Genomic DNA, 21,071 nt, shown 5'->3' with positions numbered 1-21,071 from the left:
GAGAAGGGTCTAAAAGGCCTAGACATTGGCCGCCAGATCGACCGGTTCGTCGAGCAGAATGCCGCTCTCGGCCAGCATCCGTTCGATCGCATCGGTCGCGTCCGAAACTGTTCGGGCCGAGGTGTCGATTTCCAGGTCTGCGCCGGCTGGCGGCTGATAGCCGTTGTCGATCCCGGTGAACGCCTGCAGCGAACCGGCGCGCGCCTTGGCGTAGTGGCCCTTGGGATCGCGGCTCTCGCAGATCTCGGCCGGAGTCGCGACGTAGATTTCGCGGAAGGATGTAGCTGCGATGCGGCGCGCCGCGGCGCGATCCTCGGCCGCAGGCGATATCGCGGCGACAATGGCGATATGGCCGTTGCGCGCCAGATGGGCGGCAACTTCGGCGAGGCGTCGGATGTTTTCGCTGCGATCCTGCGCCGAGAAACCGAGATCGCTGCTGAGCCCGGCGCGCAGCGTGTCGCCGTCGAGCAGGATGGGCGACCCGGCGCGGGAGAACAGCCGGCGCTCCAGTGCACGGGCGAGCGTTGATTTGCCTGAAGCGGGCAGGCCCGTCAGCCAGATTACCGCGCCATTGTGTCGGTAGCGCGCCGAGCGCTCCTCGGGGCGCAACGCGCTTTCCACCGGCACGATGTCAACCGGAACGGTGCGCTGCCCGGCGTCAACCGCGAGCACGATACCGCCGCCGGCGATGCGACCGTTGACCTCGATCACCAGCCGCCCGGTGCGCGGATTTTCCCCGTAAGGGTCGGCCGCGACCGCCTGCGCCAGCGAAAGGTCGATTTCGCCGACGTGACTGCGCGCGATTGATTCGGTTTGCGCGTGAGAGAGCGAGCCGGGATCCACCACCTTCTCGATCGCAACCACGCTGGCGCGGCTTTCCCGCGTGCCCAGCCGGATCAGGATTTGATCGCCTTTCGACAGCGGCTTTTCGTGGAGCCAGAAGACCCGGGCGCGAATCCGGCGCGTATCGCACGGGGTCGCGCCGGCGTGGGCGATGACGTCGCCACGCTCGACGAACAGCTCGCGGTCGAGCGTGATGCCGACCGAGCGGCCGGCGCCGTGGCTGCTGCCATGCAGCGTCTCCGGCCAGCTCTCAACGCTTTTGACCTTCGCGATCTTGCCGGCGGGCATGATGACGATCTCATCGCCGGCGCTCAGGCTGCCGGATTCGACCCGGCCCGCGACGATGCGGCGATCGTCGAACTTGTAAACCGCCTGCACCGGCAGCCGCAGCGCCAGCTGATGCAGCGGCCGCGCCGGTTCGAGCGCGTCGAGCGCCTCGACCACGCTCGGGCCCTGGTACCAGCCGATCCGCGGGGTGCGCGCGGCGACGCCGTCGCCATCGCGCGCCGAGATCGGAATCACCGCCGACGGCGTTACGCCGAGTCTGGTCAAATGCGCCGAGATCTCGTCGCTGATCGCGTTGAAACGCGCGGCGCCGAAATCGACCCGGTCCATCTTGTTGACGACGACCGCGACCTGCTTGATTCCCAACAGCTGCAGCAGATAGCCGTGCCGGCGGGTCTGGTCGCGCACGCCTTCCAGCGCGTCGATGATCAGCACCGCAGCATCGGCCTGCGCAGCGCCGGTGATCATGTTGCGCAGGAACTCGGCATGGCCGGGCGCGTCGATCAGCACGACATCGCGGGAACGGGTGCGGAAGCGGATTTGCGTGGTGTCGATGGTGATGCCCTGGTCGCGCTCGGTCTGCAGCGCATCCAGCAGGAACGACCATTCAAACGGCATGCCGCGCCGCGCGCTGACGGCCTTGAGCATGTCAAGCTTGCCGTCAGGCAGGCTGCCGGTTTCATGGAGCAGGCGTCCGACCAGGGTGGACTTGCCGTGGTCGACATGGCCGACAATGACGATGCGAACCTGCGGGCGGGTGGTGCCGTTCGGCGTCGCCGAAACGCTTGCCGGAAGAATCATGTTCATCGCTGCGCTCACACCCATGTCCGTCAGAGATAGCCGGCGACGCGCAGCCGCTCGAAAGCGTCTTCGGTTTCGTGATCAAGTGCGCGGCCGGCGCGCTCTGGCACCTTGCTGCCGTCGAGCTCGATCAGGATCTCGTCGATGCTGGAAGCGGTCGAGGCCACCGGATGGGTGATGTCCTGGTCGCCCAGCGAGCGATAACGCTTGCCGTCCCTGGAGAGATACAGCGGAATGATCGGAATGTTCTCGCGCCTGGTATAGGCCCAGATGTCGGCTTCGGTCCAATGCAGGATCGGGTGGACGCGCAGATGAGCGCCCGGCGGCGGCGCGGCGTTGAACTGATCCCAGAATTCCGGCGGTTGATCGCGCACATCCCAGCCGCCTCCCGGCCCGCGCGGCGAAAACACCCGCTCCTTGGCGCGGGTGGGTTCTTCATCGCGACGGATACCGGCGATCAAGCCGTCGAACCCGTATTTGTTCAGCGCAAGCTTGAGCCCTTCGGTCTTGCGGGCGGCGGAACGCGCGGCCGGCGGCAAGGTCGGATCGACGTCGTCGATCGGCGGGCACAGCTCGACCTTGAGATCGAGATTCCACTCTTTTCCATAGCGATCGCGAAACGCGTACATCTCCGGAAACTTCTTGCCGGTATCGACGTGGAGTGCAGGAAACGGCACGCGACCGAAGAAGGCTTTGCGCGCCAGCCAGATCATCACGTTGGAATCCTTGCCCAGCGACCACAGCAGCGCGAGCTTCTTCAGCCGCGCGAAGGCTTCGCGGAGGATGTAGATGCTCTGAGCCTCGAGCGCATCGAGATGATCCATCGCGGGAGGCGACAGCGGGATGTCGGTGAGAATGGATCGGATAGCGGAGCCGTTGGCTAAGTCGTCAGCTGCGTCGCTGCTGGGGTTGAGAAGATGCATCTCTTGGCCTTGGCCTGGGAGGTGGAAAATTCTATAGTTGCGGTGCAGTAGAGAAGAAATAAATTTCTCTTTACGGCCACTTGATGAGACATATATAGAAAATAATTCCAGTCAAGCCCCGAGAATCCGGGGAAGCGAGTCCCGCATGCGATTCCTCCCGGTGTTCCTTGATCTGCAAAGCGGCGTCGTGCTGCTCGTCGGAGCCGGCGAACTGGTACGCGCGAAATTGCGCCTGCTGGCGTCAGCCGGAGCCACCATCCGCTGGTTTGCGACCGACGGCAGCCATGATGTCTCAGGGCTCGATGCTGGGGATGCCGCGCGGATCGAATGTGCGACCGGCGATCCGTTGACGGCCGATTTGTCCGGGGTGATGGCCGTGCTGTGTGCCGGCGCTGGTGACGTCGGCGTCGCGATGTCGGCACGCGCCAGGGCGGTCGGCCTGCCCGTCAACGTGATGGATGACCTCGCGCACTCCAGTTTCATCTTTCCTGCGATCGTCGATCGCGGCGACGTTGTCGTCGCCATCGGCACCGGCGGAACCTCGCCGGTGGTCGCGCGCCGGGTCCGCGAGCGAATCGAGGCGGTGCTGCCGGCGCGCATCGGCGATCTCGCCGCCTTCATCGGTGGATTCCGCAAATCGATGCATGCGCGCATTCCGGAATTCTCGTTGCGGCGTCGTTTCTGGGAGCGGGTCGTCGATGGTCCGATCGGCGCGCTCGTCCTCGCCGGGCGCACCGCGGAAGCTGAAAGCGCGCTGAAGCAGATCGCCGATCCCTCCGCTTTCGCCGGCGCGCTGGATTCGGGCAAGGCCGAGGGCAGGGTGACGCTGGTCGGCGCCGGACCTGGCGATCCCGACCTGCTCACCATCAAGGCGCTGCGCGCGCTGCAGGATGCCGACGTCGTCTTTTACGATGAACTGGTGTCGCCGGAAATTCTCGATCGCGTGCGCCGCGACGCCTCGCGCATTCCGGTCGGCCGCCGCATCGGCAAGCCCGGCATCGGCCAGGACGCAATCAACCGGTTGCTGATCGACGCCGCAAAGGCCGGCCAGCGCGTGGTGCGGCTGAAGGGCGGCGATCCCTTTATCTTCGGCCGTGGCGGCGAGGAAATCGACGCGTTGCGCGCGGCCGGCGTCGCCTGTTCGGTGGTGCCCGGCATCACCGCAGGCCTCGGCGCCGCCGCGCAGTTCGAAACGCCGCTCACCTACCGGCATGAGGCGCTGCGCATCACGTTCCTCACCGCACACAAGGCCAGGGATGCCGAGGCCGTCGACTGGTCGGTCCTGACCGACAGCAAGATGACCATCGTGGTCTATATGGGCGTGACGGCGGCGACGACCATTCGCGCGGGGCTTCTCGCCGCGGGTCGGCCGACGCATACGCCGGTCGGCGTGTTCGCGCGGGTGACGCGGCCGGACGCGCAGGCCGCGGTCGGCACGCTGGAAGATCTCCCGGCGCTGGTCGAGAAGATCGACCGCGGTCCCGCCATCCTCATCATTGGCGACGTCGTCGCGCATTCCGCGCCGTGGCGCCAGTCAAACCTCAACCAGGTATTCTCCAAACTGCTGGATGCCGCCGAATGACCTCTCCGCTTCAACAGAAAATCAGGATTACCGGCCCCTCGATGGTGACCGCCAACCGCGCCTTTGACGGCGTCGTGATCTATCGCACCGCGCAGCAAGGCTGGTCGGCGAACTTGTCGGACGCCGCCATCGTTCGCGCTTCCGATGAGGCGCGGGTGCTGCTGAACGAAGCCAACGCCGATGACGTCGGCGCGATCGGCGCCTATATCGCGCCGGTCGAGGTCGGGGATGACGGCGTCATCAAGCCGGGCAATCTGCGCGAACATATCCGCTCCGCAGGGGTCACCATCGACCTCGCGGCTCCCGCCCAACCGTGATCCATCACGTCCAGCCCATCAAGGTTGACCCACCATGTACGCATATGACGAGATCGATCGCACGCTGATCGACGAACGGGTTTCCGAATTCCGCGACCAAGTGAAACGCCGGCTTTCCGGCGAACTCACCGAGGACGAATTCAAGATGCTGCGGTTGCAGAACGGCGTCTATCTGCAACTGCACGCCTACATGCTTCGCGTTGCCATTCCCTACGGCACGCTGTCGTCGAAACAGTTGCGGGTGCTGGCCCGTATCGCGCGCCGCTATGACCGGGGCTACGGCCATTTCACCACCCGGCAGAACATCCAGTTCAACTGGATCAAGCTGGCTGAACTGCCGGATGCGCTGGCCGAGCTTGCCGAGGTCGATATTCACGCGATGCAAACCTCCGGCAACAATATGCGCAACGTCACCTCGGACCAATGGGCCGGCGTCGCGCCGGGCGAGGTCGAGGATCCGCGCATCTGGTCGGAAATCCTGCGCCAGCACACCACGCTGCATCCGGAGTTTTCGTTCCTGCCGCGCAAGTTCAAGATCGCGATCACGGCTTCCGCGCACGACCGCGCTGCGATCAAGGTCCACGACATCGGCCTGCGACTGCGCAAGAACGCGGAAGGCGAAACCGGGTTCGAGGTGCTGGTCGGCGGCGGCCTCGGCCGCACGCCGTTCATCGCCAGGACCATCAAGCCGTTCGTCCACGGCCGCGATATTCTCAGCTATGTCGAGGCGATCCTGCGCGTCTATAACCAGTATGGCCGTCGTGACAACATCTACAAGGCGCGCATCAAGATCCTGGTGCACGAGCTCGGCATCGAGGTGTTCGCCAGGGAAGTCGAAGACGAGTGGCGCCAGATGCGCGGCAGCGCGCTGATGCTCGATGATTCCATGATCGAGGAAATCCGCTCACGCTTCTTCTATCCGGCGTACGAGAAGCTGCCGCACATGCCCGACGAGTTGAAGAAGGCGGCGCACGACCCGCATTTCGAGGCATGGCGCCGCAACTCGGTATTCACGCACAAGGTGCAGGGATATTCGATCGCGACGCTGTCGCTGAAACCGGTGGGTGGTCCCCCCGGTGACGCCACCGCTGACCAGATGGAGGCGATCGCCGATCTTGCCGAGAAGTATTCCTTCGGCGAAATTCGCGTCGGTCACGAGCAGAACCTGGTGCTGCCACATGTCGCCAGGCGCGATCTGCCGGCGCTGTGGAAGGCACTGGACAAGATCGGCGTCGCGACACCGAACGTCAACCTCGTTTCCGACATCATCGCCTGCCCGGGGCTGGACTATTGCTCGCTGGCGAATGCGCGCTCGATCCCGATCGCGCAGGAACTGACGCGGCGCTTCGCCGATCATGACACCGCCAATCTGATCGGCCGCCTGCACATTAACATTTCCGGCTGCATCAACGCCTGCGGCCATCACCATGTCGGCCACATCGGCATTCTCGGCGTCGAAAAGAACGACGAGGAATTCTACCAGATCACCATCGGCGGTCGCGCCGACGAGGAGGCGCGGATCGGCGCCTTGATCGGTCCGGCGGTTCCCTATGGCGAGGTCGCTGACGTGATCGAAGATATTGTCGAAGCCTATCTCGCCCTGCGCGTACGCCCCGACGAGCTGTTCGTCGATACCGTGAAGCGGCTCGGCGTCGAACCATTCAGGGAGCGGGTCTATGCCACTCGTTAAGGACGGAAGAATTGCAGCCGACTCGTTCGCCCATGTCGGGGAGAGCGCCGAATTGCCGGGCGACGGCGCGATCCTGGTTTCGGCGGCGCGGTTTTTCGACGATCCTGAAGCGACTCTCAAGCATAACGGCAAGCTCGGCGTGATCTGGCCAAATAACCGGGACATCGACGATCTCGTGCCGTATCTCGGCCGGTTGGCCGCGGTCGCACTGGTGTTTCCGTCGTTCCGCGACGGACGCGCCTATAGCCAGGCACGGCTGCTGCGCGAGCGTCATGGCTTCACAGGCGAACTTCGCGCCACCGGACAGGTGCTGCGCGACCAGTTTCTTTTCATGCTGCGCGCCGGCTTCGATGTTTTCGACGTCAGGAAGGACGGCGACGCGGTGGCGTTTGCCGCCACCGCGAGCCGTTACTCGGTGTTCTACCAGCCGACCGGCGATGGCCGCGTCACCGCGCTCCATCGGCGGATGCAGTTGCGTCGTCAGGAGATGGCCCGCCCGTGAGCAAGACCGCGCAAGCCCTGATTCCCGATGCAGCGGACACTTCGCCGGCGCAGGAGCTCGACCACGCCTTGCGCGCCGCTTCGCCGGCGGAGGTCATCGAAGCCGCGCTGAGGGCCTTCGGCCGCGGGCAAGTTGCGTTGGTCTCGTCGTTCGGGACGGAGTCGGCGGCGCTGCTCAAGGTGATGGCGGATGTCGATCCGGCAATTACCGTCTTTTTCCTCGACACCGGTTGGTTGTTCGAGGAGACGCTTGCCTATCGCGACGTATTGATTGCCAGGCTCGGCTTGCGCGACGTTCGCTCGGTCGAGCCAGTTGAGGAGACGTTGTTACGCGAAGACCCCAACCGCGATTTGTGGTTCGCCGATCCCGACGCCTGCTGCCGTATCCGCAAGGTGGAGCCGCTGGCGCGGGCGCTGGAACCGTTTTCAGCGTGGATCAACGGGCGAAAGCGCTTTCAGGGCGGCGCGCGGGCGCAAATCCCCGTTGTCGAGGACGACGGCCCGAGATTGAAGTTCAACCCGTTCGCCAATGTTTCGCGCGAGGAAATCGAAGCGATCTACGGGAGCGCAAGGCTGCCGCCGCATCCGCTGGTCGCCTCGGGCTATCTGTCGGTCGGATGCATGCCGTGCTCCAGCCGAACCGCGCCCGGTGAAGACGCACGCGCCGGCCGCTGGCGCGGCAGAACCAAGACGGAATGCGGCATTCATGCGACGAAGACGGCATAGAATTCTGGTGTTGTGGCTTGGCAAGACAACGAGAAGCGGTTTCATTGACTTGAAGCGCGATCCGCCATTGGTATGGTCCCTGCTGGTGACGACGCCCTCGTCAGGCCGGGTGTGGATCGAGATGGTGCATCGCATTCTGCCGTTTCTTGCGGGATTGCTGTGGGCGAGTTCGGTGGTCGCCGCCGATTTCACCTTGCTGAACGTTTCCTACGACCCGACGCGCGAGCTCTATGCCGACTTCAACAAGGCGTTCGCGGCGGCCTACCAGAAAGAAACCGGCAAGCGGGTCGCGATCAAGCAATCGCATGGCGGTTCGGGCTCGCAGGCGCGCGGCGTGATCGACGGCCTGCAGGCGGATATTGTCACGCTGGCGCTGGCCTATGACATCGACGCCATCGCCGCCAGGGGCCTGATTGCGGCCGACTGGCAGAAGCGGCTGCCGCTCAATGCCTCGCCCTACACCTCGACGATTGTGTTCGTGGTGCGCAAGGGCAATCCCAAGGGCATCAAGGACTGGGACGATCTGATCAGACCCGGCGTCCGGGTGATTACCCCGAACCCGAAGACTTCGGGCGGCGCGCGCTGGAACTATTTGGCGGCCTGGGGCTACGCCGAAAGGAAATTCGGCTCGGCCGAGCAGGCGAAACGATTTGTCGGCGAGCTCTTCAGGAACGTGCCGGTGCTCGATACCGGCGCCCGCGGTTCCAGCATGACCTTTGTCGAGCGCGGCGTCGGCGACGTGTTGCTGGCCTGGGAGAACGAGGCATTGCTGGCGCAGCGCGAATACGTCAAGGACAGGCTCGAGATCGTGGTGCCGCCGCTGTCAATCCTTGCCGAGCCACCGGTGGCGCTGGTTGATCGGGTTGCCGACAAGAAGGGCACCCGCGCCGTGGCCGAGGCGTATCTGAACTATTGGTACACCAGGCGGGGTCAAGAAATCGCCGCGCGGAATTTCTATCGTCCGCGTGATACAGAGGTGGCGAGACAATACGAGAAATCGTTCGCCAGGGTTGAACTTTTCACCATTGACGACGGTTTCGGCGGCTGGACCCAGGCGCAGAAGGTTCACTTCAGCGAAGGCGGCATCTTCGACCAGATCTACAAGAACTGAACCGGCGGACGCAGAGCGGAAACGGGGAAATTGGTGAGCACAGCGGTCGCGCGGCGCAGCAGCCTGCCAGGGTTCGGTCTCACCATGGGCCTGACGCTGACATGGCTGTCGGTCATCATCCTGATCCCGCTCGCCGGCCTTTTTCTCAAGACCCTCGAACTCTCGCCCGAACAGTTCTGGAACATCCTCACCAACCCTCGAACGCTGAACGCGCTGAAGATTTCGTTCGGGCTTTCCTTCGCCGCGGCCTGCGTCAATCTGGTGATGGGAACCATCGTCGTCTGGGCGCTGGTGCGGTATCGGTTTCCGGGCCGGCGGCTGTTCGATGCTGTTGTCGATATACCCTTTGCGCTGCCGACCGCGGTGGCGGGGGTGGCGCTGACGCAGCTGTTCGCGCAGAAGGGCTGGCTCGGCGCGCCGCTGGCCGAACTGGGGATCAAGGTCGCTTTCACGCCGATCGGGATTTTTGTTGCGATGGTCTTCATCGGGATTCCCTTCGTGGTCCGCACCGTGCAGCCGGTGTTGATTGATCTCGACCCCGAAATCGAGGAGGCCGCCGCGAGCCTCGGCGCCCGTCGCTGGCATACCGTCTTCCGCGTCATCCTGCCAAGCCTTGCGCCGGCGCTGTTGACCGGATTTGCGCTGGCGTTCGCACGCGCGGTCGGCGAGTACGGTTCGGTCATCTTCATTGCCGGCAATTTGCCAAACGTGTCGGAGATCGCGCCGCTGCTGATTGTGATCCGGCTTTCCGAGTTTCGCTATGCCGACGCCACGGCGATCGCCGTCATCATGCTGCTGGCCTCGTTCCTGATCATCCTCGTCGTCAATCGCCTGCAACGCTGGGCGCAAGTCCGCATACCGGCGTAGCGAGGGTCGGTCGATGTCCACGCCATCAAGCTTCGCGGCCCCCGCCAACCCGATGCGGGCCTATGCTTCCATGGCAGATATGACCGCCTCCGCGCCGGCCCATCCCGAGCCGAGCGACCGTGCGCGCCCGCTCGCCCGCTCCATCGACCTGCGGAGCGAGCCCGGACCGGTCCGCTTCATCATCATTGTGCTCGCGGTGTCCTTCCTCACGATTTTCGTCGTGCTGCCGCTGCTGGTGGTGTTCGCATCCGCCGTTTCCAGCGGGATCGGTCCTTACTTTGCCGCTCTCGCCGAGCCGGAGGCGATTTCGGCGATCAAGCTGACCTTGCTGGTGGCGGCGATCTCCGTCAGTCTCAATCTGGTGTTCGGCGTGCTGGCGGCGTGGGCGATCGCAAAGTTCGATTTTCGCGGCAAGACCTTCCTGATCACGCTGATCGACCTGCCGTTCTCGGTCAGCCCGGTCATCTCGGGGCTGGTTTTCGTGCTGCTGTTCGGCGCCCAGGGCTATTGGGGCGCCTGGCTGCAGGCGCACGACATCCACGTTTTGTTCGCCTTGCCGGGCATCGTGCTGGCGACGATCTTCGTGACGTTTCCTTTCGTCGCCCGATCGCTGATCCCGCTGATGCAGGAGCAGGGCACGCACGAGGAGGAAGCTGCGATCTCGCTGGGCTCGTCTGGCCTGCAGACGTTCTTCCGCGTCACTCTGCCCAATATCAAATGGGGCCTATTGTATGGTGTGCTGCTATGCAATGCGCGCGCCATGGGCGAGTTCGGCGCGGTGTCGGTCGTGTCGGGTCATATCCGCGGCGAGACCAACACCATGCCGCTACTTGTCGAGATTCTCTACAATGAATATCAATTTGTGGCGTCGTTTGCGATTGCTTCGTTGCTGGCGATGCTGGCGTTGATCACGCTGATCGTGAAAATCGTGCTAGAACGGCGGCTGGACGAAGGACAGATCCCGCGTGACCATTGAAGTCAGGAATATCGTCAAGAAGTTTGGTGCTTTCGCAGCCCTCGACCATGTCGATCTGAAAGTCGGCAAGGGCGAGCTGCTGGCGCTGCTCGGTCCGTCCGGCTCGGGCAAGACGACGCTGCTGCGGATCATTGCAGGCCTCGACTGGCCCGACGCCGGCGAAGTCTGGATCGACGGTGAAAACGCGCTCGGACATGGCGCCAGCGAACGCCATGTCGGATTCGTGTTCCAGCATTATGCGCTGTTCCGCCACATGACGGTGTTCGAGAACGTCGCCTTCGGTTTGCGCGTGCAGCCCCGCGCCATTCGCAAGGACGAAGCGGCGATCCGCGCCCGCGTCAAGGAATTGCTGGATCTGGTGCAACTCGACTGGCTGGCCAATCGCTATCCCAGTCAATTGTCCGGCGGCCAGCGTCAGCGCATCGCGCTGGCGCGCGCGCTGGCGATCGAGCCACGCATCCTGCTGCTCGACGAGCCGTTCGGCGCGCTCGACGCCAAGGTGCGCAAGGAACTGCGGCAATGGCTGCGCTCGCTGCATTCGGAAATCCACGTCACCTCGATCTTCGTCACCCACGACCAGGAGGAGGCGCTCGAAGTCGCCAATCGGGTGGTGGTGATGGACAAGGGCCGCATCGAGCAGATCGGGACGCCGGGCGAGGTCTACGACCATCCGGCCTCCGCCTTCGTCCACGGCTTCATCGGCGAATCCATCGTGCTGCCGGTGGAGGTCAGCGGCGGGTCAGTGCGGCTCGGCGGGCGGCCGCTGAACATTGGCAGCGATGGCGCCGCTTCCGGCGCCTCGAGGCTGTTCATCCGCCGCCACGACATGGCGATCGGGCCGGCCGGAACCGGCTCGCTGGAGGGTGCGGTGCGCCGGGTCCGCTCCTTCGGCCCGATCCAGCGGGCGGAGGTCGCCCTGACCGGCGGGGAGGGCAAGACCGTGATCGAGATCGATGCGCCGCGGGACCGGGAACTGCAGCCCGGCGAGATCATCGGCCTGCAGCCGCGCCGCTACCGGATTTTCGCGGCCCAGGATTGACGACAAGGTTGTCTTTTCCGCACTCCGGAATGCCCCTCAATTGCTTCCGCGTTCACTATTCAGCCACGGTTGGTATGCAACAACGCGGGCTCAATCGAGGGAAATTATGCGCGCAATTGTCGCGATTATCGGAATTCTGGCGTTGGGCGGCTGCATGGCCGACACCAGGACGCCCGACCAGCCGACCATGTATCTGAGCATGGCCAATGGTGGCGCGACGCTAGATCCGCAGGCCGCCGCCTCGATGATCTCGCAGTATCGGCAAAACAACGGCTTGGGCGGCGTGGTGGTCGATCCCGACCTGATGAAGCTGGCGGAACAGCAGTCGCAGGCCATGGCCAGCCGCAACAAGCTCGACCACGACGTCAAGGGTCCGCTGGACAAGCGACTGGGGGCGTCCGGCTACCCCGCCAAACTGGCCGTCGAAAACGTATCGGCCGGCTATCACACGCTGGCGGAAGCGTTTTCGGGATGGCGCGACTCGCCGCCGCACAAGGCCAACATGCTCAAGAGCGGTGTCACAAAACTGGGCATCGCCGCGATCTATGCGCCCAACACCAAGTACAAGGTGTTCTGGACGCTCATTCTGGCGTCAACCTGAAGCCGATGTATTTACGGGCCTCCCGCCCGAGCCCGGGCGATAAACCCGACTTGATCCCTGCTTTCGTTGTCGTTAATTGACGCCGTCGCGAACTGCCGCCACGGTGCCGGCATCATTGCCTTCTGATTGACGGTCACGATGGATTCTTCAAGTTTGCCGCCGGCAACCACGCCCGCCAACGCGCAGCGCGTGCTGGTGCTGCAGGGCGGCGGCGCGCTCGGCTCCTATCAGGCCGGCGCCTATCAGGCGTTGTGCGGCGCGGGGTTCGAGCCGGACTGGATCGCGGGCATTTCGATCGGCGCCATCAACGCCGCGATCATTGCCGGTAACGAAGGCGAGACGCGCGTCGAGCGGCTGAAGGAATTCTGGGAGATGGTGTCCTCGCCGGTGCCATGGAAGCCGGTCGCGCCGGGCGACCGCGCGCGCTCGCTGTTCAACGAGGCCAGCGCGGCGTTGATCGCCACTTTCGGCGTGCCCGGATTCTTCACGCCGCGGATTCCCCCGGCGCCGCTGTGGCCGCCGGGCAGCCCGCAATCGCAGAGCTATTACGACACCGCGCCGCTGAAGAAGACGCTGGAACGGCTGGTCGATTTCGACCGCATCAACGACCTGAAGACCCGGCTGAGCGTCGGCGCGGTTGGTGTCACGTCGGGCAATTTCAGATACTTCGACAACTTCGAGTTCAGGAAGCTCGGCAAGAAGATCGGGCCCGAGCACATCATGGCTTCCGGCGCGCTGCCGCCGGGATTTCCTGCCGTCGAAATCGAGGGCGAGCATTATTGGGACGGCGGCATCGCTTCCAACACCCCGCTCGACTACGTGCTGGTCGAGGAAACCCGCCGCGACCTTCTGATCTTCCAGATCGACCTGTTCAGCGCCCGCGGCGAATTGCCGACCTCGTTGCTGGACGCCGCCGAGCGCGAGAAAGACATCCGCTACTCCAGCCGCACCCGCCTGAACACCGACAAGAACAAGCAGGTACACAACACGCGCAAGGCGCTACGCGACCTGCTGGCAAAGCTGCCCGATGATCTCAGGAACGATCCGTCGGTGGAGATCCTGTGCAACGCGGCCAAGGAAAACACCGTTACCGTGGTGCATCTGATCTACCGCAGCAAGATCCACGAATCCTCGTCCAAGGATTACGACTTTTCCCATGTCGGCATGGTCGAACACTGGGAAGCCGGCGTTCGCGACGTTCATTTGTCGATGCGCCACAAGGATTGGCTGGAACGTCCGCAACCCCAGGAGACCATGATGACCTACGACATGACGCGGGACGATTCCCCGGCCTCTAAAGAAAAGCAGGAGTGAATGGAATGGGTTCGCTGAAAGGCAAGACCGCGGTCGTGACCGGCTCCACCAGCGGCATCGGGCTGGCCTATGCGCGGGCGTTCGCCGGCGCCGGCGCCAATATCGTTCTCAACGGCATGGGCGTGCCGGCCGATATCGAGCGCGAGCGATCGGGCATCGAGACCGATTTCAAGGTCCGCGCCCTGCATTCGCCCGCCGACATGGCCAGGCCCGCCGAGATCGCCGAAATGATCGCGCTCGGCGAGAGCGCTTTCGGTTCGGTCGACATCCTCGTCAACAATGCCGGCATCCAGTTCGTGTCGCCGGTCGAGGAGTTTCCGATCGAGAAATGGGATGCGATCATCGCGATCAACCTGTCGGCGGCATTTCATGCCATTCGCGCCGTCGTCCCCGGCATGAAGAAGCGCGGCTGGGGCCGCATCATCAACACGGCTTCCGCGCATTCGCTGGTTGCCTCGCCGTTCAAGTCGGCCTACGTCTCGGCCAAGCACGGCATCGCCGGCCTCACCAAGACGGTGGCGCTGGAGCTTGCGACCTTCAAGATCACCTGCAACTGCATCAGCCCGGGCTATGTCTGGACGCCGCTGGTCGAGAAGCAGATTCCCGACACCATGAAGGCGCGCAGCCTCACCAAGCAGCAGGTCATCCAGGACGTATTGCTGACGGCGCAGCCGACCAAGGAGTTCGTGACCTCCGAGCAGGTTGCCGCGCTGGCGCTGTTCCTGTGCGGCGACGACGCCGCCCAGATCACCGGCGCCAACCTCTCGATCGACGGCGGATGGACCGCCGCGTAGCGTCGCACGGCTTTCGAGCAAGGCCGACAGCGCCTTGTTCGGATCAGCGCTTGCCGAACGCCAGCACGTGCATCCCGAGCCGCTTGCGCACGATCCAGAACAGGAGCGCGGTCTCGAACGCCAGCGCCATCGAGGTCGCGGCCGCCGCGCCGTGGCCGCCGTAGCGAGGCACCAGCATCAGGCACAGCGCCACGTTCAGGACAAAGGTCAGGCCATAGGCCAGGGCGCAGATATGCTGATGGCCGAGCATGTTGAGCAGCCGCTCGACCGGGCCGATCGCGGAGCGCACCAGGAGTCCGACGGCGGCAATGAACATGATGTCGTAACCCGCGACGAATGTCGGACCGAACAGCCACAGCAGCGGTTTGCCCAGCGCCAGCAGCACGATGGTCGCCGCCAGTGACGGCCAGAACGTCCACTGGATCGCGTGCGTCACATAGGCTGCCAGCCGCGCCTTGTCGCCGAGCGCATGATACTCGGCAAAGCGGTGCGCGGTCGTCGCCGCCATCGCATAGTGAATGAAGGAGACCAGCGCGAGCGTCTTCACCACGGCGAAATAGACGCCGACCTCTTCCGATGAACGGAATTGCTGCAGCAGCAATATGTCGGTGTAGGACAGCAAGAGGTAGAAGCCTTCGACCATCAGGATGGGCAGCGAGACCGCAAGCCAGCCGCGGAAGTCATAGGCCCTGGGGCCCGGCTCGACATGGCGGCCGAGCCTGCGGTTGAGCACGATCATCTGGCCGATCATCGCGATCCAGACCGCGGCGGCGCTTGCCAGCATCGCGGCGGTGGCGCCGAGATCGAAGCCGAGCGCGAAGGCGCCGGCGGTCAGGCCGACGATCAGCGACTGGCGCGCGATGAATTGCGGGATCAGGCCGAGCCGCATCCAGTCATGCGAGCGGGCGATGCCGTCCTGGGTATTGGCGAGCACGAACGCCGGCAGTGTGAGGCAGCCGACATAGAGCGGGACGATGGTGTTGGCGTCGATCCAGGGCGACAATACCTTCACGAGGCCGGCCAGCAGCAGCGAGGCGACGGCGGAGACCGCGAACGTCATCCAGCGGCTGCCGGACAGGAAGCCGCGCAGCAGCGCATGTTCGCCGCGGGTGCGGTGTTCCGGAATGATCTTCTGCGCCGACACCGCGATGCCGAAATCCATCATGCTGCCGAGCAGCAGCACCCAGGTCCAGACGTAGACGTAGATGCCGTAATCAGAGCCGCCCATCCAGCGCGCGAGAAGGATCTGGGCGAAATAGGCCAGCGCCGCGCTGACCGCGCGGATGATGAATATCGTGCCGGCGAGCCGCCTGGTGACCGAAGCCTCGCTGGAGCCGCCCAGCAGGGCGCGCAGCCGCGCGATCGGGCCGGCGGGCGAAGCGGTTGCGGATTGCGGATCCATCACGGCCAAACCGGAACATCCCGAAATGCGCCGCGCGACGGCGGCGATGGCCGGATGTATCAACGAGTCGTTAAGATTCGGTTGGGTGAGCATTCTTCTGGGTGAGCATTCTTCGCATTGGTCATTCCGGGGCGATGCGGAGCATCGAACTACGGTGCGCAATTGCGCACCTGAGAATCTCGAGATTCCGGGTTCGCACTTCGTGCGCCCCGGAATGACCCTTTGGGTCAATTCAAGGTGACATTGAATTCATAGGCGCGGTCGCCGCCGACCAGCGTCAGCTTGAGCGCGGCGCCGTCAGGGCTGATGCCGGGCGGCAGGCCCTCGAGTTCAAAGGCAAAGCGCTTCATGCCGGGCGAGGCAGGGTCGACGAGCCGTGGAATCGGCAGCGCCCAGTCCGCTGTCGGTCCCTCCACGAACAGGCTGACGTCGCGCGCGTCGGGCGCGGCGACATCGACCAGCACGCTGGTCTTGCCCTCGCGCCTGACGCCGCGGATGGTCAGCGGGTTGGGATCGCCGACATTGGCGGGCTTCGGCACCGCATTGAGCGCTTCGGAAAGCGCCCCGTCCTCGGTGCTGGCGACGCTGGCAAAGGCGAGTTCGGCGTTAGCCTCGACGGGAATACAGAGCTTGTCGCAAACCGCGTAACTGATGTGGGCGCGCAGCGTCACGGGTTTGTCGGCGCTTTTCGCCACAATCCGCAGCGGCAGCACGACCTGCCGCTTGTAGCCCAGCGCCGTGCCGCCGGCGCCGTCGTCGAACTTCGTGGGCGCCGGCCACAACACGGTGACGGAATCAACATTGTCCGACTTGGAGAAGTCGAAGCGGGGCGGGACGCCGGAATCTCCGGGTGTCCGCCAGTAGGTCTTGTAGCCCGGCTGCAACTGGATGGCGACGCCGCCCAGCAGCACTGCGCCGCTACGCGATCCCGCCAGCAACCGGAGGGCGGAATGCGTATCGCGTTGCCAGGGCGAGGCGTCCTCGGCGCGAACCTCTATCGTCGCACAGGCGGCAACCACCGAGGCGGCGACACCCAGGAGGGTACGCAAGGGAACTGTCACGTTCATGTGACACCTTTACAGGCAAGTCCGGGCGCAAACCATTGAATTGCGTGTGATCGCCAGCCGAAATGGCGGTGGATGGTTGATTGACAGTAACCGCACCCGATATCAGGATATCAACCATGATGAGAGGCCTTTGCGGATGAGCCCTGAAGGCAAGACACCGAAGCCCGTTCGCCGCAAAGCCGCCGGTATTGGCGACAATGCGTCCGACGACGGCTATCTGGACGGCCAGCTGCTGATTGCCATGCCGGTCATGGGCGATCCGCGTTTCGAGCGCTCCGTCATCTACATGTGCGCGCACTCGTCCGAAGGGGCGATGGGAATCATCGTCAATCGCCCGGCCGGAAGCATCGATTTTCCCGGATTGCTGGTGCAGCTCGAAATCATCGAGAAGGCGGACCAGATCAAGCTGCCGGAGAACGCCGAAACCATGAAGGTGCTGAAGGGCGGTCCGGTCGATACCGGCCGCGGCTTCGTGCTGCATTCGAGCGATTTCTTCATCAAGGATGCGACGCTCAACATCGATGGCGGCATTTGCCTGACCGCGACCGTCGATATCCTCAAGGCGATCGCCAGGGGTGCGGGACCCAAGCACGCGATCCTGGCATTGGGCTATGCCGGCTGGGCGCCGGGGCAGCTCGAAAACGAGATCCAGCACAATGGCTGGCTGCATTGCGACGCCGATCCGGACCTGATCTTCGGCGCCGACGTCGATGAAAAATACCAGCGCGCGCTGCGCAAGATCGGGATCGATCCCGGCATGCTGTCGAACCAGGCCGGGCACGCGTAGCCCGGCCGTCATGCCCCGCGAAAGCGGGGCATCCAGTAATCACCAGCATTCGCAATTTTCAACGACCGGGTCTACTGGATCGACCGGCTCCGCGGGCGACAACGTTTCTACTCCGCCGCCTGCTGGGTCACCGTCGGTTCGGTACCCGCAACCGTAGCGCGGCGCATGTCGCGCGGTTGCGACTGGTCGTAGCGCCGGACCCGATGCATGGTCTGGCGATTGTCCCACATGACAAGGTCATGCAGCGTCCATTTGTGGACATGGACGAACTCCCGCTGGGTGGCGTGCTCGGTCAGATCGCGCAGCAACAGCCGCGCCTCGGGCACGCTCATGCCCCTGATGGCGCCCGCGTGCGAGGACAGATACAGCGACTTGCGGCGATGCACCGGATGGGTGCGCACCAGCCGCTGCAGCACCGGCTTGAACATCTGCTTTTCCTCGTCGGTGTAATCCATGAAGCCGAGCGAGCCGCGCGAATACATCAGCGAGTGCTCGCAGATCATGTCCTCGATTTCGGCCTTGGTGTCGTCGTCGAGCGCGTCATAGGCCGCGCGCATGTCGGCGAACTCGGTGTTGCCGCCCTTGGGGTTCACCACCCGCGCGGACAGCAGCGAGAATTTGGCCGGGATCGGGCGGAAAGAGCTGTCGGAATGCCAGAGGCAATTGCCGAGGTTGAACAGATGGGTGCGGCTGTCGCGCGGCAACGGCTTGCCGTCCTTGCCGAGGTTGGAGACGTCGTTCAGCCCCGACGTCAGCCGATAGTCTTCCTTCTTGGTCACGGTGCCGCCGCGCGCGCTCTCGCGCTCGCCGAAGTTCAGCGCGAAGGCCAGTTGCTGCTCGTCGGTGATGTCCTGGTTGCGGAACAGCAGCACGGCATATTTGTCCATGCCGGCCTCGATGTCCGCCGCCTCCTGCGGGGTCAGGGGCTTGCGCAGATCAACGCCCGAGACCTCGCCGAAGAACACCGGATGAAGCTGCCGGATCGTGACCGTCATGGTGTTTCTCCTGAAAGCGGCGGGCGGTTCGTCCCGCTCCGATTGCAGGAAAAACTACTCCCGGACACGCCCAAGTCAACGCCGCGAACGCATGTCCGCTAAGCGTTTCGCGCCATCAACCCGCCGTCCACGGGAATCACCGCGCCGGTCAGGAACGAGGCGGCCGGCAGGCACAGGCTCAGCGTCATGTGCGCCACTTCCTCGGGGTCTCCATAGCGGCCGAGTGCGGTCCGGCGTCTTGCGTAGATCGCCTTGTGCTCGTCGGCGATCCGGGCGGTCATGCCGGTGGTGATAGGTCCCGGGCAAATGCAGTTCACGGTGATGCCGTTGCGGCCAAGCTCGACCGCGAGCGAACGGGTAAGGCCGACCACGCCGGCCTTGGCGGCGGAGTAGGGGCTGTGCAGGGCGGTGGCGCCGAGCGCCTCGGTGGAGGCGATGTTGACGATCCGCGGCGATTTCGATTGGCGCAGGTAGGGCAGCGCGGCGCGGATGATGCGGGGGTGCGCGGTCAGCATCACGGCCAGGCCCCGGGCCCAGGCGTCCTCATAGCCCGCGTCGTCGATCGCGACCCGCACGGAGATGCCGGCATTGTTGACGACGATGTCGAGCCCGCCGAAATGCGCCGCGACGTCGTCGACGACGGCGATGATGTTGTCGCGGTCGGCGACGTCGAGCGTCCACGCTCTTGCGCTGCCGCCGCTTGCCGCGATCCCGCCGGCGACGGCCTGGGTCGCCTCGGCGTTGATATCGGTGACGGCGACGTTGGCGCCATCGGCGGCGAAAACCCGCGCCGTGGCGTGCCCCATGCCGCTGGCGGCGCCGGTGACGAGGACGGTCAGGCCTTTGACCGAACGGCTGAGCTGCTTGAAATCTGACATGATGGGACCCGGACAGGATGCTGATTGCGTTGCTGGATTGACAAGGCTGTCACCGATCCGCAGAGAGGTCAACGAAGGCAAAACGAGGTGCAAACGTGACCAGTATTCGCGGCCTGCAGATCCGTCACCTGGGGCCGTCGGACGCTGGCCTCTACAGAGATATCCGGCTGGAGGCCCTGAAGCGAAACCCTGAGGCTTTCGGCAGCACGTTTGAGCGAGAGAACGCGCAACCGCTATCGTGGTTCGAAGCGGTCGTCGTCCGCGCAGATGTCTTCGGCGCATTCCTTGATGGGGCGCTCGTGGGAATAGCCGGATATGCGGCGCAGGAAGGTTCGAAGGAAGCGCACAAGGCGCTACTCTGGGGCATGTATGTTCGAGCCGCCGGTCGAAACCTGGGTCTTGGAGAAAGGCTTGTCGCCGCTGTTCTCGAGCATGCGCGCGGGCGTGTGGAGACGGTTCAACTGACCGTGGTGAGCGAAAACGCAGCAGCGCGCCGGCTCTACGGCGCCATGGGCTTTGTCGAATACGGGCTCGAAAAGCGAGCCCTCAAGCAGGATGGACGTTATTACGATGAGGTTCTTATGGCCAAGTTCCTCGACGAAGGATGAGGTCAGGACCAAACAAGAAAAGGATCGCGGGGATGAACGAACTGGATTTCAGCGGCAAGCAGGTGCTGGTGGTGGGCGGCTCCAGCGGGATCGGCAACGGCATCGCGCAGGCCTTTCGCGCCAAGGGCGCGCGCGTCGCCGTCTGCGGCACCCGCGCGTCTGCGGCGGACTATTCGCCCGACGAAGGCTCGCATCTCAAGGGTCTGGATTATTTCCAACTCGACGTCAGCAACCCGCCGGCGATCGAGGCATTGAAACCGCCGTTCGAGAAACTCGACGTGCTGGTGCTGGCGCAGGGCGCGGTGATCTACCGCCGCGGCGAGTTCGAAATGGACGGCTTTCGCAAGGTGCTGGAGGTCAATCTGATGAGCCTGATGGCCTGTGCGACCAAGTTTCATCCGATGCTGAGCGCCGGCAGGGGTTCGCTGATCATCATCAGTTCGACCGCCGCCTATCATTCGACCATGGGCAATCCGGCCTACAACGCCTCCAAGACCGGCGCGGTGGGCCTCACCCGCACGCTCGGCGAGGCGTGGGCCGAGAACGGCATCCGCGTCAACGGCATCGCGCCCGGGCTGGTCGACACCAAGATGACCAAGGCGACCACCGCCAATCCGAAGCGCCTCGAGGGCGCGCTGGGGCGAATCCCGTTGCGGCGGCTTGGCACGCCTGCCGACATGGCCGGCGCCGCGCTGTTCCTGGCCTCGCCGCTGTCGTCCTACATCATCGGCCAGACCATCGTGGTCGATGGCGGTCTCATCCTGTGAGCCAGGTTCTGTGAGCCAAGCTTCCGGAATGCTTTAGGAGTTCGGTTCGCCGGCGCTTCGCTCCATCGCGGAATTCCGGTCGCTATCGCGTGACGTTGCCCGGCGGGACCTCCGCCGATCGTCCGACACTGCCGGGCGGGCGCGGCACACCGGGCGCCCCGGGTGCGCGCGGCGGCGCGGCGGATGGGGCCGGCGCC

The 21,071-nt window shown here is 64.4% G+C and carries 21 protein-coding genes; 15 read left to right on the top strand and 6 right to left on the bottom strand.

Annotation, left to right across the window (positions count from 1 at the left end; genetic code table 11):
• Positions 1 to 18: 18 nt before the first annotated feature.
• Both cysC and cysD read right to left on the bottom strand, forming a co-directional pair.
• On the bottom strand, positions 19 to 1,935 hold the full coding sequence (gene cysC, locus Q0D31_RS18445; RefSeq protein WP_291854147.1) for an adenylyl-sulfate kinase: 1,917 nt from the start codon (positions 1,933 to 1,935) through the stop codon (positions 19 to 21).
• Positions 1,936 to 1,958: 23 nt separating this feature from the next.
• The gene (gene cysD / locus Q0D31_RS18440) at positions 1,959 to 2,753 is read right to left on the bottom strand and encodes a sulfate adenylyltransferase subunit CysD (protein WP_291854357.1); all 795 of its coding nucleotides are present in this window, start codon (positions 2,751 to 2,753) and stop codon (positions 1,959 to 1,961) included.
• Between the two features lie 244 nt (positions 2,754 to 2,997).
• Between cysD and cysG the strand changes: the two genes are divergently transcribed.
• The 12 genes from cysG to Q0D31_RS18380 all read left to right on the top strand — a co-directional run bounded on the left by cysG (position 2,998) and on the right by Q0D31_RS18380 (position 14,370).
• Positions 2,998 to 4,434: a siroheme synthase CysG gene (gene cysG, locus Q0D31_RS18435; RefSeq protein WP_291854144.1), complete on the top strand. Its 1,437-nt coding sequence runs from the start codon at positions 2,998 to 3,000 to the stop codon at positions 4,432 to 4,434.
• Positions 4,431 to 4,751 (top strand): DUF2849 domain-containing protein, encoded by a 321-nt coding sequence (locus tag Q0D31_RS18430; protein ID WP_291854142.1) that lies wholly within the window; start codon positions 4,431 to 4,433, stop codon positions 4,749 to 4,751. Before cysG ends, Q0D31_RS18430 begins: the two co-directional genes overlap by 4 nt.
• Before the next feature lie 34 nt (positions 4,752 to 4,785).
• Positions 4,786 to 6,441: a nitrite/sulfite reductase gene (locus Q0D31_RS18425; RefSeq protein WP_291854140.1), complete on the top strand. Its 1,656-nt coding sequence runs from the start codon at positions 4,786 to 4,788 to the stop codon at positions 6,439 to 6,441.
• Complete coding sequence (locus Q0D31_RS18420; protein ID WP_291854138.1) at positions 6,428 to 6,943, top strand: DUF934 domain-containing protein; 516 nt, start codon at positions 6,428 to 6,430, stop codon at positions 6,941 to 6,943. The genes Q0D31_RS18425 and Q0D31_RS18420 overlap by 14 nt, the downstream gene beginning before the upstream one ends.
• Entirely contained in the window at positions 6,940 to 7,668 is a 729-nt protein-coding gene (locus Q0D31_RS18415; protein ID WP_291854136.1) for a phosphoadenylyl-sulfate reductase, read from the top strand. Before Q0D31_RS18420 ends, Q0D31_RS18415 begins: the two co-directional genes overlap by 4 nt.
• Positions 7,669 to 7,789: 121 nt before the next feature.
• A complete protein-coding gene (locus Q0D31_RS18410; RefSeq protein WP_291854355.1) occupies positions 7,790 to 8,779 on the top strand; it encodes a sulfate ABC transporter substrate-binding protein in 990 nt (329 codons plus the stop codon).
• A 63-nt stretch (positions 8,780 to 8,842) separates the two neighbouring features.
• Complete coding sequence (cysT, locus tag Q0D31_RS18405; protein ID WP_291854353.1) at positions 8,843 to 9,646, top strand: sulfate ABC transporter permease subunit CysT; 804 nt, start codon at positions 8,843 to 8,845, stop codon at positions 9,644 to 9,646.
• 79 nt (positions 9,647 to 9,725) lie between these two features.
• Positions 9,726 to 10,622, top strand: coding sequence for a sulfate ABC transporter permease subunit CysW (cysW, locus tag Q0D31_RS18400; protein ID WP_291854351.1), 897 nt, complete (start codon positions 9,726 to 9,728; stop codon positions 10,620 to 10,622).
• Positions 10,612 to 11,661 (top strand): sulfate ABC transporter ATP-binding protein, encoded by a 1,050-nt coding sequence (locus tag Q0D31_RS18395; protein WP_291854134.1) that lies wholly within the window; start codon positions 10,612 to 10,614, stop codon positions 11,659 to 11,661. Before cysW ends, Q0D31_RS18395 begins: the two co-directional genes overlap by 11 nt.
• 103 nt (positions 11,662 to 11,764) lie before the next feature.
• Positions 11,765 to 12,262 carry a CAP domain-containing protein gene (locus tag Q0D31_RS18390; RefSeq protein WP_291854349.1) on the top strand — a complete coding sequence of 166 codons (498 nt, stop codon included), beginning with the start codon at positions 11,765 to 11,767 and terminating at the stop codon, positions 12,260 to 12,262.
• A gap of 138 nt (positions 12,263 to 12,400) precedes the next feature.
• Complete coding sequence (locus tag Q0D31_RS18385; protein ID WP_291854131.1) at positions 12,401 to 13,576, top strand: patatin-like phospholipase family protein; 1,176 nt, start codon at positions 12,401 to 12,403, stop codon at positions 13,574 to 13,576.
• A 5-nt stretch (positions 13,577 to 13,581) separates the two neighbouring features.
• Positions 13,582 to 14,370 carry a 3-hydroxybutyrate dehydrogenase gene (locus Q0D31_RS18380; RefSeq protein ID WP_291854129.1) on the top strand — a complete coding sequence of 263 codons (789 nt, stop codon included), beginning with the start codon at positions 13,582 to 13,584 and terminating at the stop codon, positions 14,368 to 14,370.
• A 43-nt stretch (positions 14,371 to 14,413) separates the two neighbouring features.
• Here Q0D31_RS18380 and Q0D31_RS18375 read toward each other — a convergent pair whose 3' ends face one another.
• Together Q0D31_RS18375 and Q0D31_RS18370 are read right to left on the bottom strand one after the other, a co-directional pair.
• Entirely contained in the window at positions 14,414 to 15,781 is a 1,368-nt protein-coding gene (locus Q0D31_RS18375) for a polysaccharide biosynthesis C-terminal domain-containing protein (RefSeq protein WP_291854127.1), read from the bottom strand.
• 218 nt (positions 15,782 to 15,999) lie between these two features.
• The gene (locus Q0D31_RS18370; RefSeq protein WP_291854125.1) at positions 16,000 to 16,839 is read right to left on the bottom strand and encodes a protein-disulfide reductase DsbD domain-containing protein; all 840 of its coding nucleotides are present in this window, start codon (positions 16,837 to 16,839) and stop codon (positions 16,000 to 16,002) included.
• Between the two features lie 136 nt (positions 16,840 to 16,975).
• Here Q0D31_RS18370 and Q0D31_RS18365 point away from each other — a divergent pair, with 136 nt between their 5' ends.
• Positions 16,976 to 17,626, top strand: coding sequence for a YqgE/AlgH family protein (locus tag Q0D31_RS18365; RefSeq protein WP_291854123.1), 651 nt, complete (start codon positions 16,976 to 16,978; stop codon positions 17,624 to 17,626).
• A gap of 107 nt (positions 17,627 to 17,733) precedes the next feature.
• Here Q0D31_RS18365 and Q0D31_RS18360 read toward each other — a convergent pair whose 3' ends face one another.
• Positions 17,734 to 18,621 (bottom strand): TauD/TfdA family dioxygenase, encoded by an 888-nt coding sequence (locus Q0D31_RS18360; RefSeq protein ID WP_291854121.1) that lies wholly within the window; start codon positions 18,619 to 18,621, stop codon positions 17,734 to 17,736.
• A gap of 98 nt (positions 18,622 to 18,719) precedes the next feature.
• A complete protein-coding gene (locus Q0D31_RS18355) occupies positions 18,720 to 19,499 on the bottom strand; it encodes an SDR family NAD(P)-dependent oxidoreductase (RefSeq protein ID WP_291854119.1) in 780 nt (259 codons plus the stop codon).
• 95 nt (positions 19,500 to 19,594) lie between these two features.
• On the opposite strand from Q0D31_RS18355, the gene Q0D31_RS18350 reads away from it, so the two are divergent.
• Together Q0D31_RS18350 and Q0D31_RS18345 are read left to right on the top strand one after the other, a co-directional pair.
• The gene (locus Q0D31_RS18350) at positions 19,595 to 20,107 is read left to right on the top strand and encodes a GNAT family N-acetyltransferase (RefSeq protein WP_291854117.1); all 513 of its coding nucleotides are present in this window, start codon (positions 19,595 to 19,597) and stop codon (positions 20,105 to 20,107) included.
• Between the two features lie 32 nt (positions 20,108 to 20,139).
• Positions 20,140 to 20,874 (top strand): SDR family oxidoreductase, encoded by a 735-nt coding sequence (locus tag Q0D31_RS18345; RefSeq protein ID WP_291854115.1) that lies wholly within the window; start codon positions 20,140 to 20,142, stop codon positions 20,872 to 20,874.
• Positions 20,875 to 21,071 lie beyond the last annotated feature (197 nt).

This window comes from Bradyrhizobium sp., assembly GCF_022844465.1.
GTDB lineage: Bacteria > Pseudomonadota > Alphaproteobacteria > Rhizobiales > Xanthobacteraceae > Bradyrhizobium.
Note: the sequence above shows the minus strand (reverse complement) of the source record. Positions and strands in the feature narration are given on the sequence as shown.

Excerpts from the sequence above, each read along its gene's own strand:
- cysC (WP_291854147.1), bottom strand. The coding sequence starts at position 1,935 with ATGAACATGATTCTTCCGGCAAGCGTTTCGGCGACGCCGAACGGCACC.
- cysD (WP_291854357.1), bottom strand. The coding sequence starts at position 2,753 with ATGGATCATCTCGATGCGCTCGAGGCTCAGAGCATCTACATCCTCCGC.
- cysG (WP_291854144.1), top strand. The coding sequence starts at position 2,998 with ATGCGATTCCTCCCGGTGTTCCTTGATCTGCAAAGCGGCGTCGTGCTG.
- Q0D31_RS18430 (WP_291854142.1), top strand. The coding sequence starts at position 4,431 with ATGACCTCTCCGCTTCAACAGAAAATCAGGATTACCGGCCCCTCGATG.
- Q0D31_RS18425 (WP_291854140.1), top strand. The coding sequence starts at position 4,786 with ATGTACGCATATGACGAGATCGATCGCACGCTGATCGACGAACGGGTT.
- Q0D31_RS18420 (WP_291854138.1), top strand. The coding sequence starts at position 6,428 with ATGCCACTCGTTAAGGACGGAAGAATTGCAGCCGACTCGTTCGCCCAT.
- Q0D31_RS18410 (WP_291854355.1), top strand. The coding sequence starts at position 7,790 with ATGGTGCATCGCATTCTGCCGTTTCTTGCGGGATTGCTGTGGGCGAGT.
- cysW (WP_291854351.1), top strand. The coding sequence starts at position 9,726 with ATGACCGCCTCCGCGCCGGCCCATCCCGAGCCGAGCGACCGTGCGCGC.
- Q0D31_RS18385 (WP_291854131.1), top strand. The coding sequence starts at position 12,401 with ATGGATTCTTCAAGTTTGCCGCCGGCAACCACGCCCGCCAACGCGCAG.
- Q0D31_RS18380 (WP_291854129.1), top strand. The coding sequence starts at position 13,582 with ATGGGTTCGCTGAAAGGCAAGACCGCGGTCGTGACCGGCTCCACCAGC.
- Q0D31_RS18370 (WP_291854125.1), bottom strand. The coding sequence starts at position 16,839 with ATGAACGTGACAGTTCCCTTGCGTACCCTCCTGGGTGTCGCCGCCTCG.
- Q0D31_RS18365 (WP_291854123.1), top strand. The coding sequence starts at position 16,976 with ATGAGCCCTGAAGGCAAGACACCGAAGCCCGTTCGCCGCAAAGCCGCC.
- Q0D31_RS18360 (WP_291854121.1), bottom strand. The coding sequence starts at position 18,621 with ATGACGGTCACGATCCGGCAGCTTCATCCGGTGTTCTTCGGCGAGGTC.
- Q0D31_RS18355 (WP_291854119.1), bottom strand. The coding sequence starts at position 19,499 with ATGTCAGATTTCAAGCAGCTCAGCCGTTCGGTCAAAGGCCTGACCGTC.
- Q0D31_RS18345 (WP_291854115.1), top strand. The coding sequence starts at position 20,140 with ATGAACGAACTGGATTTCAGCGGCAAGCAGGTGCTGGTGGTGGGCGGC.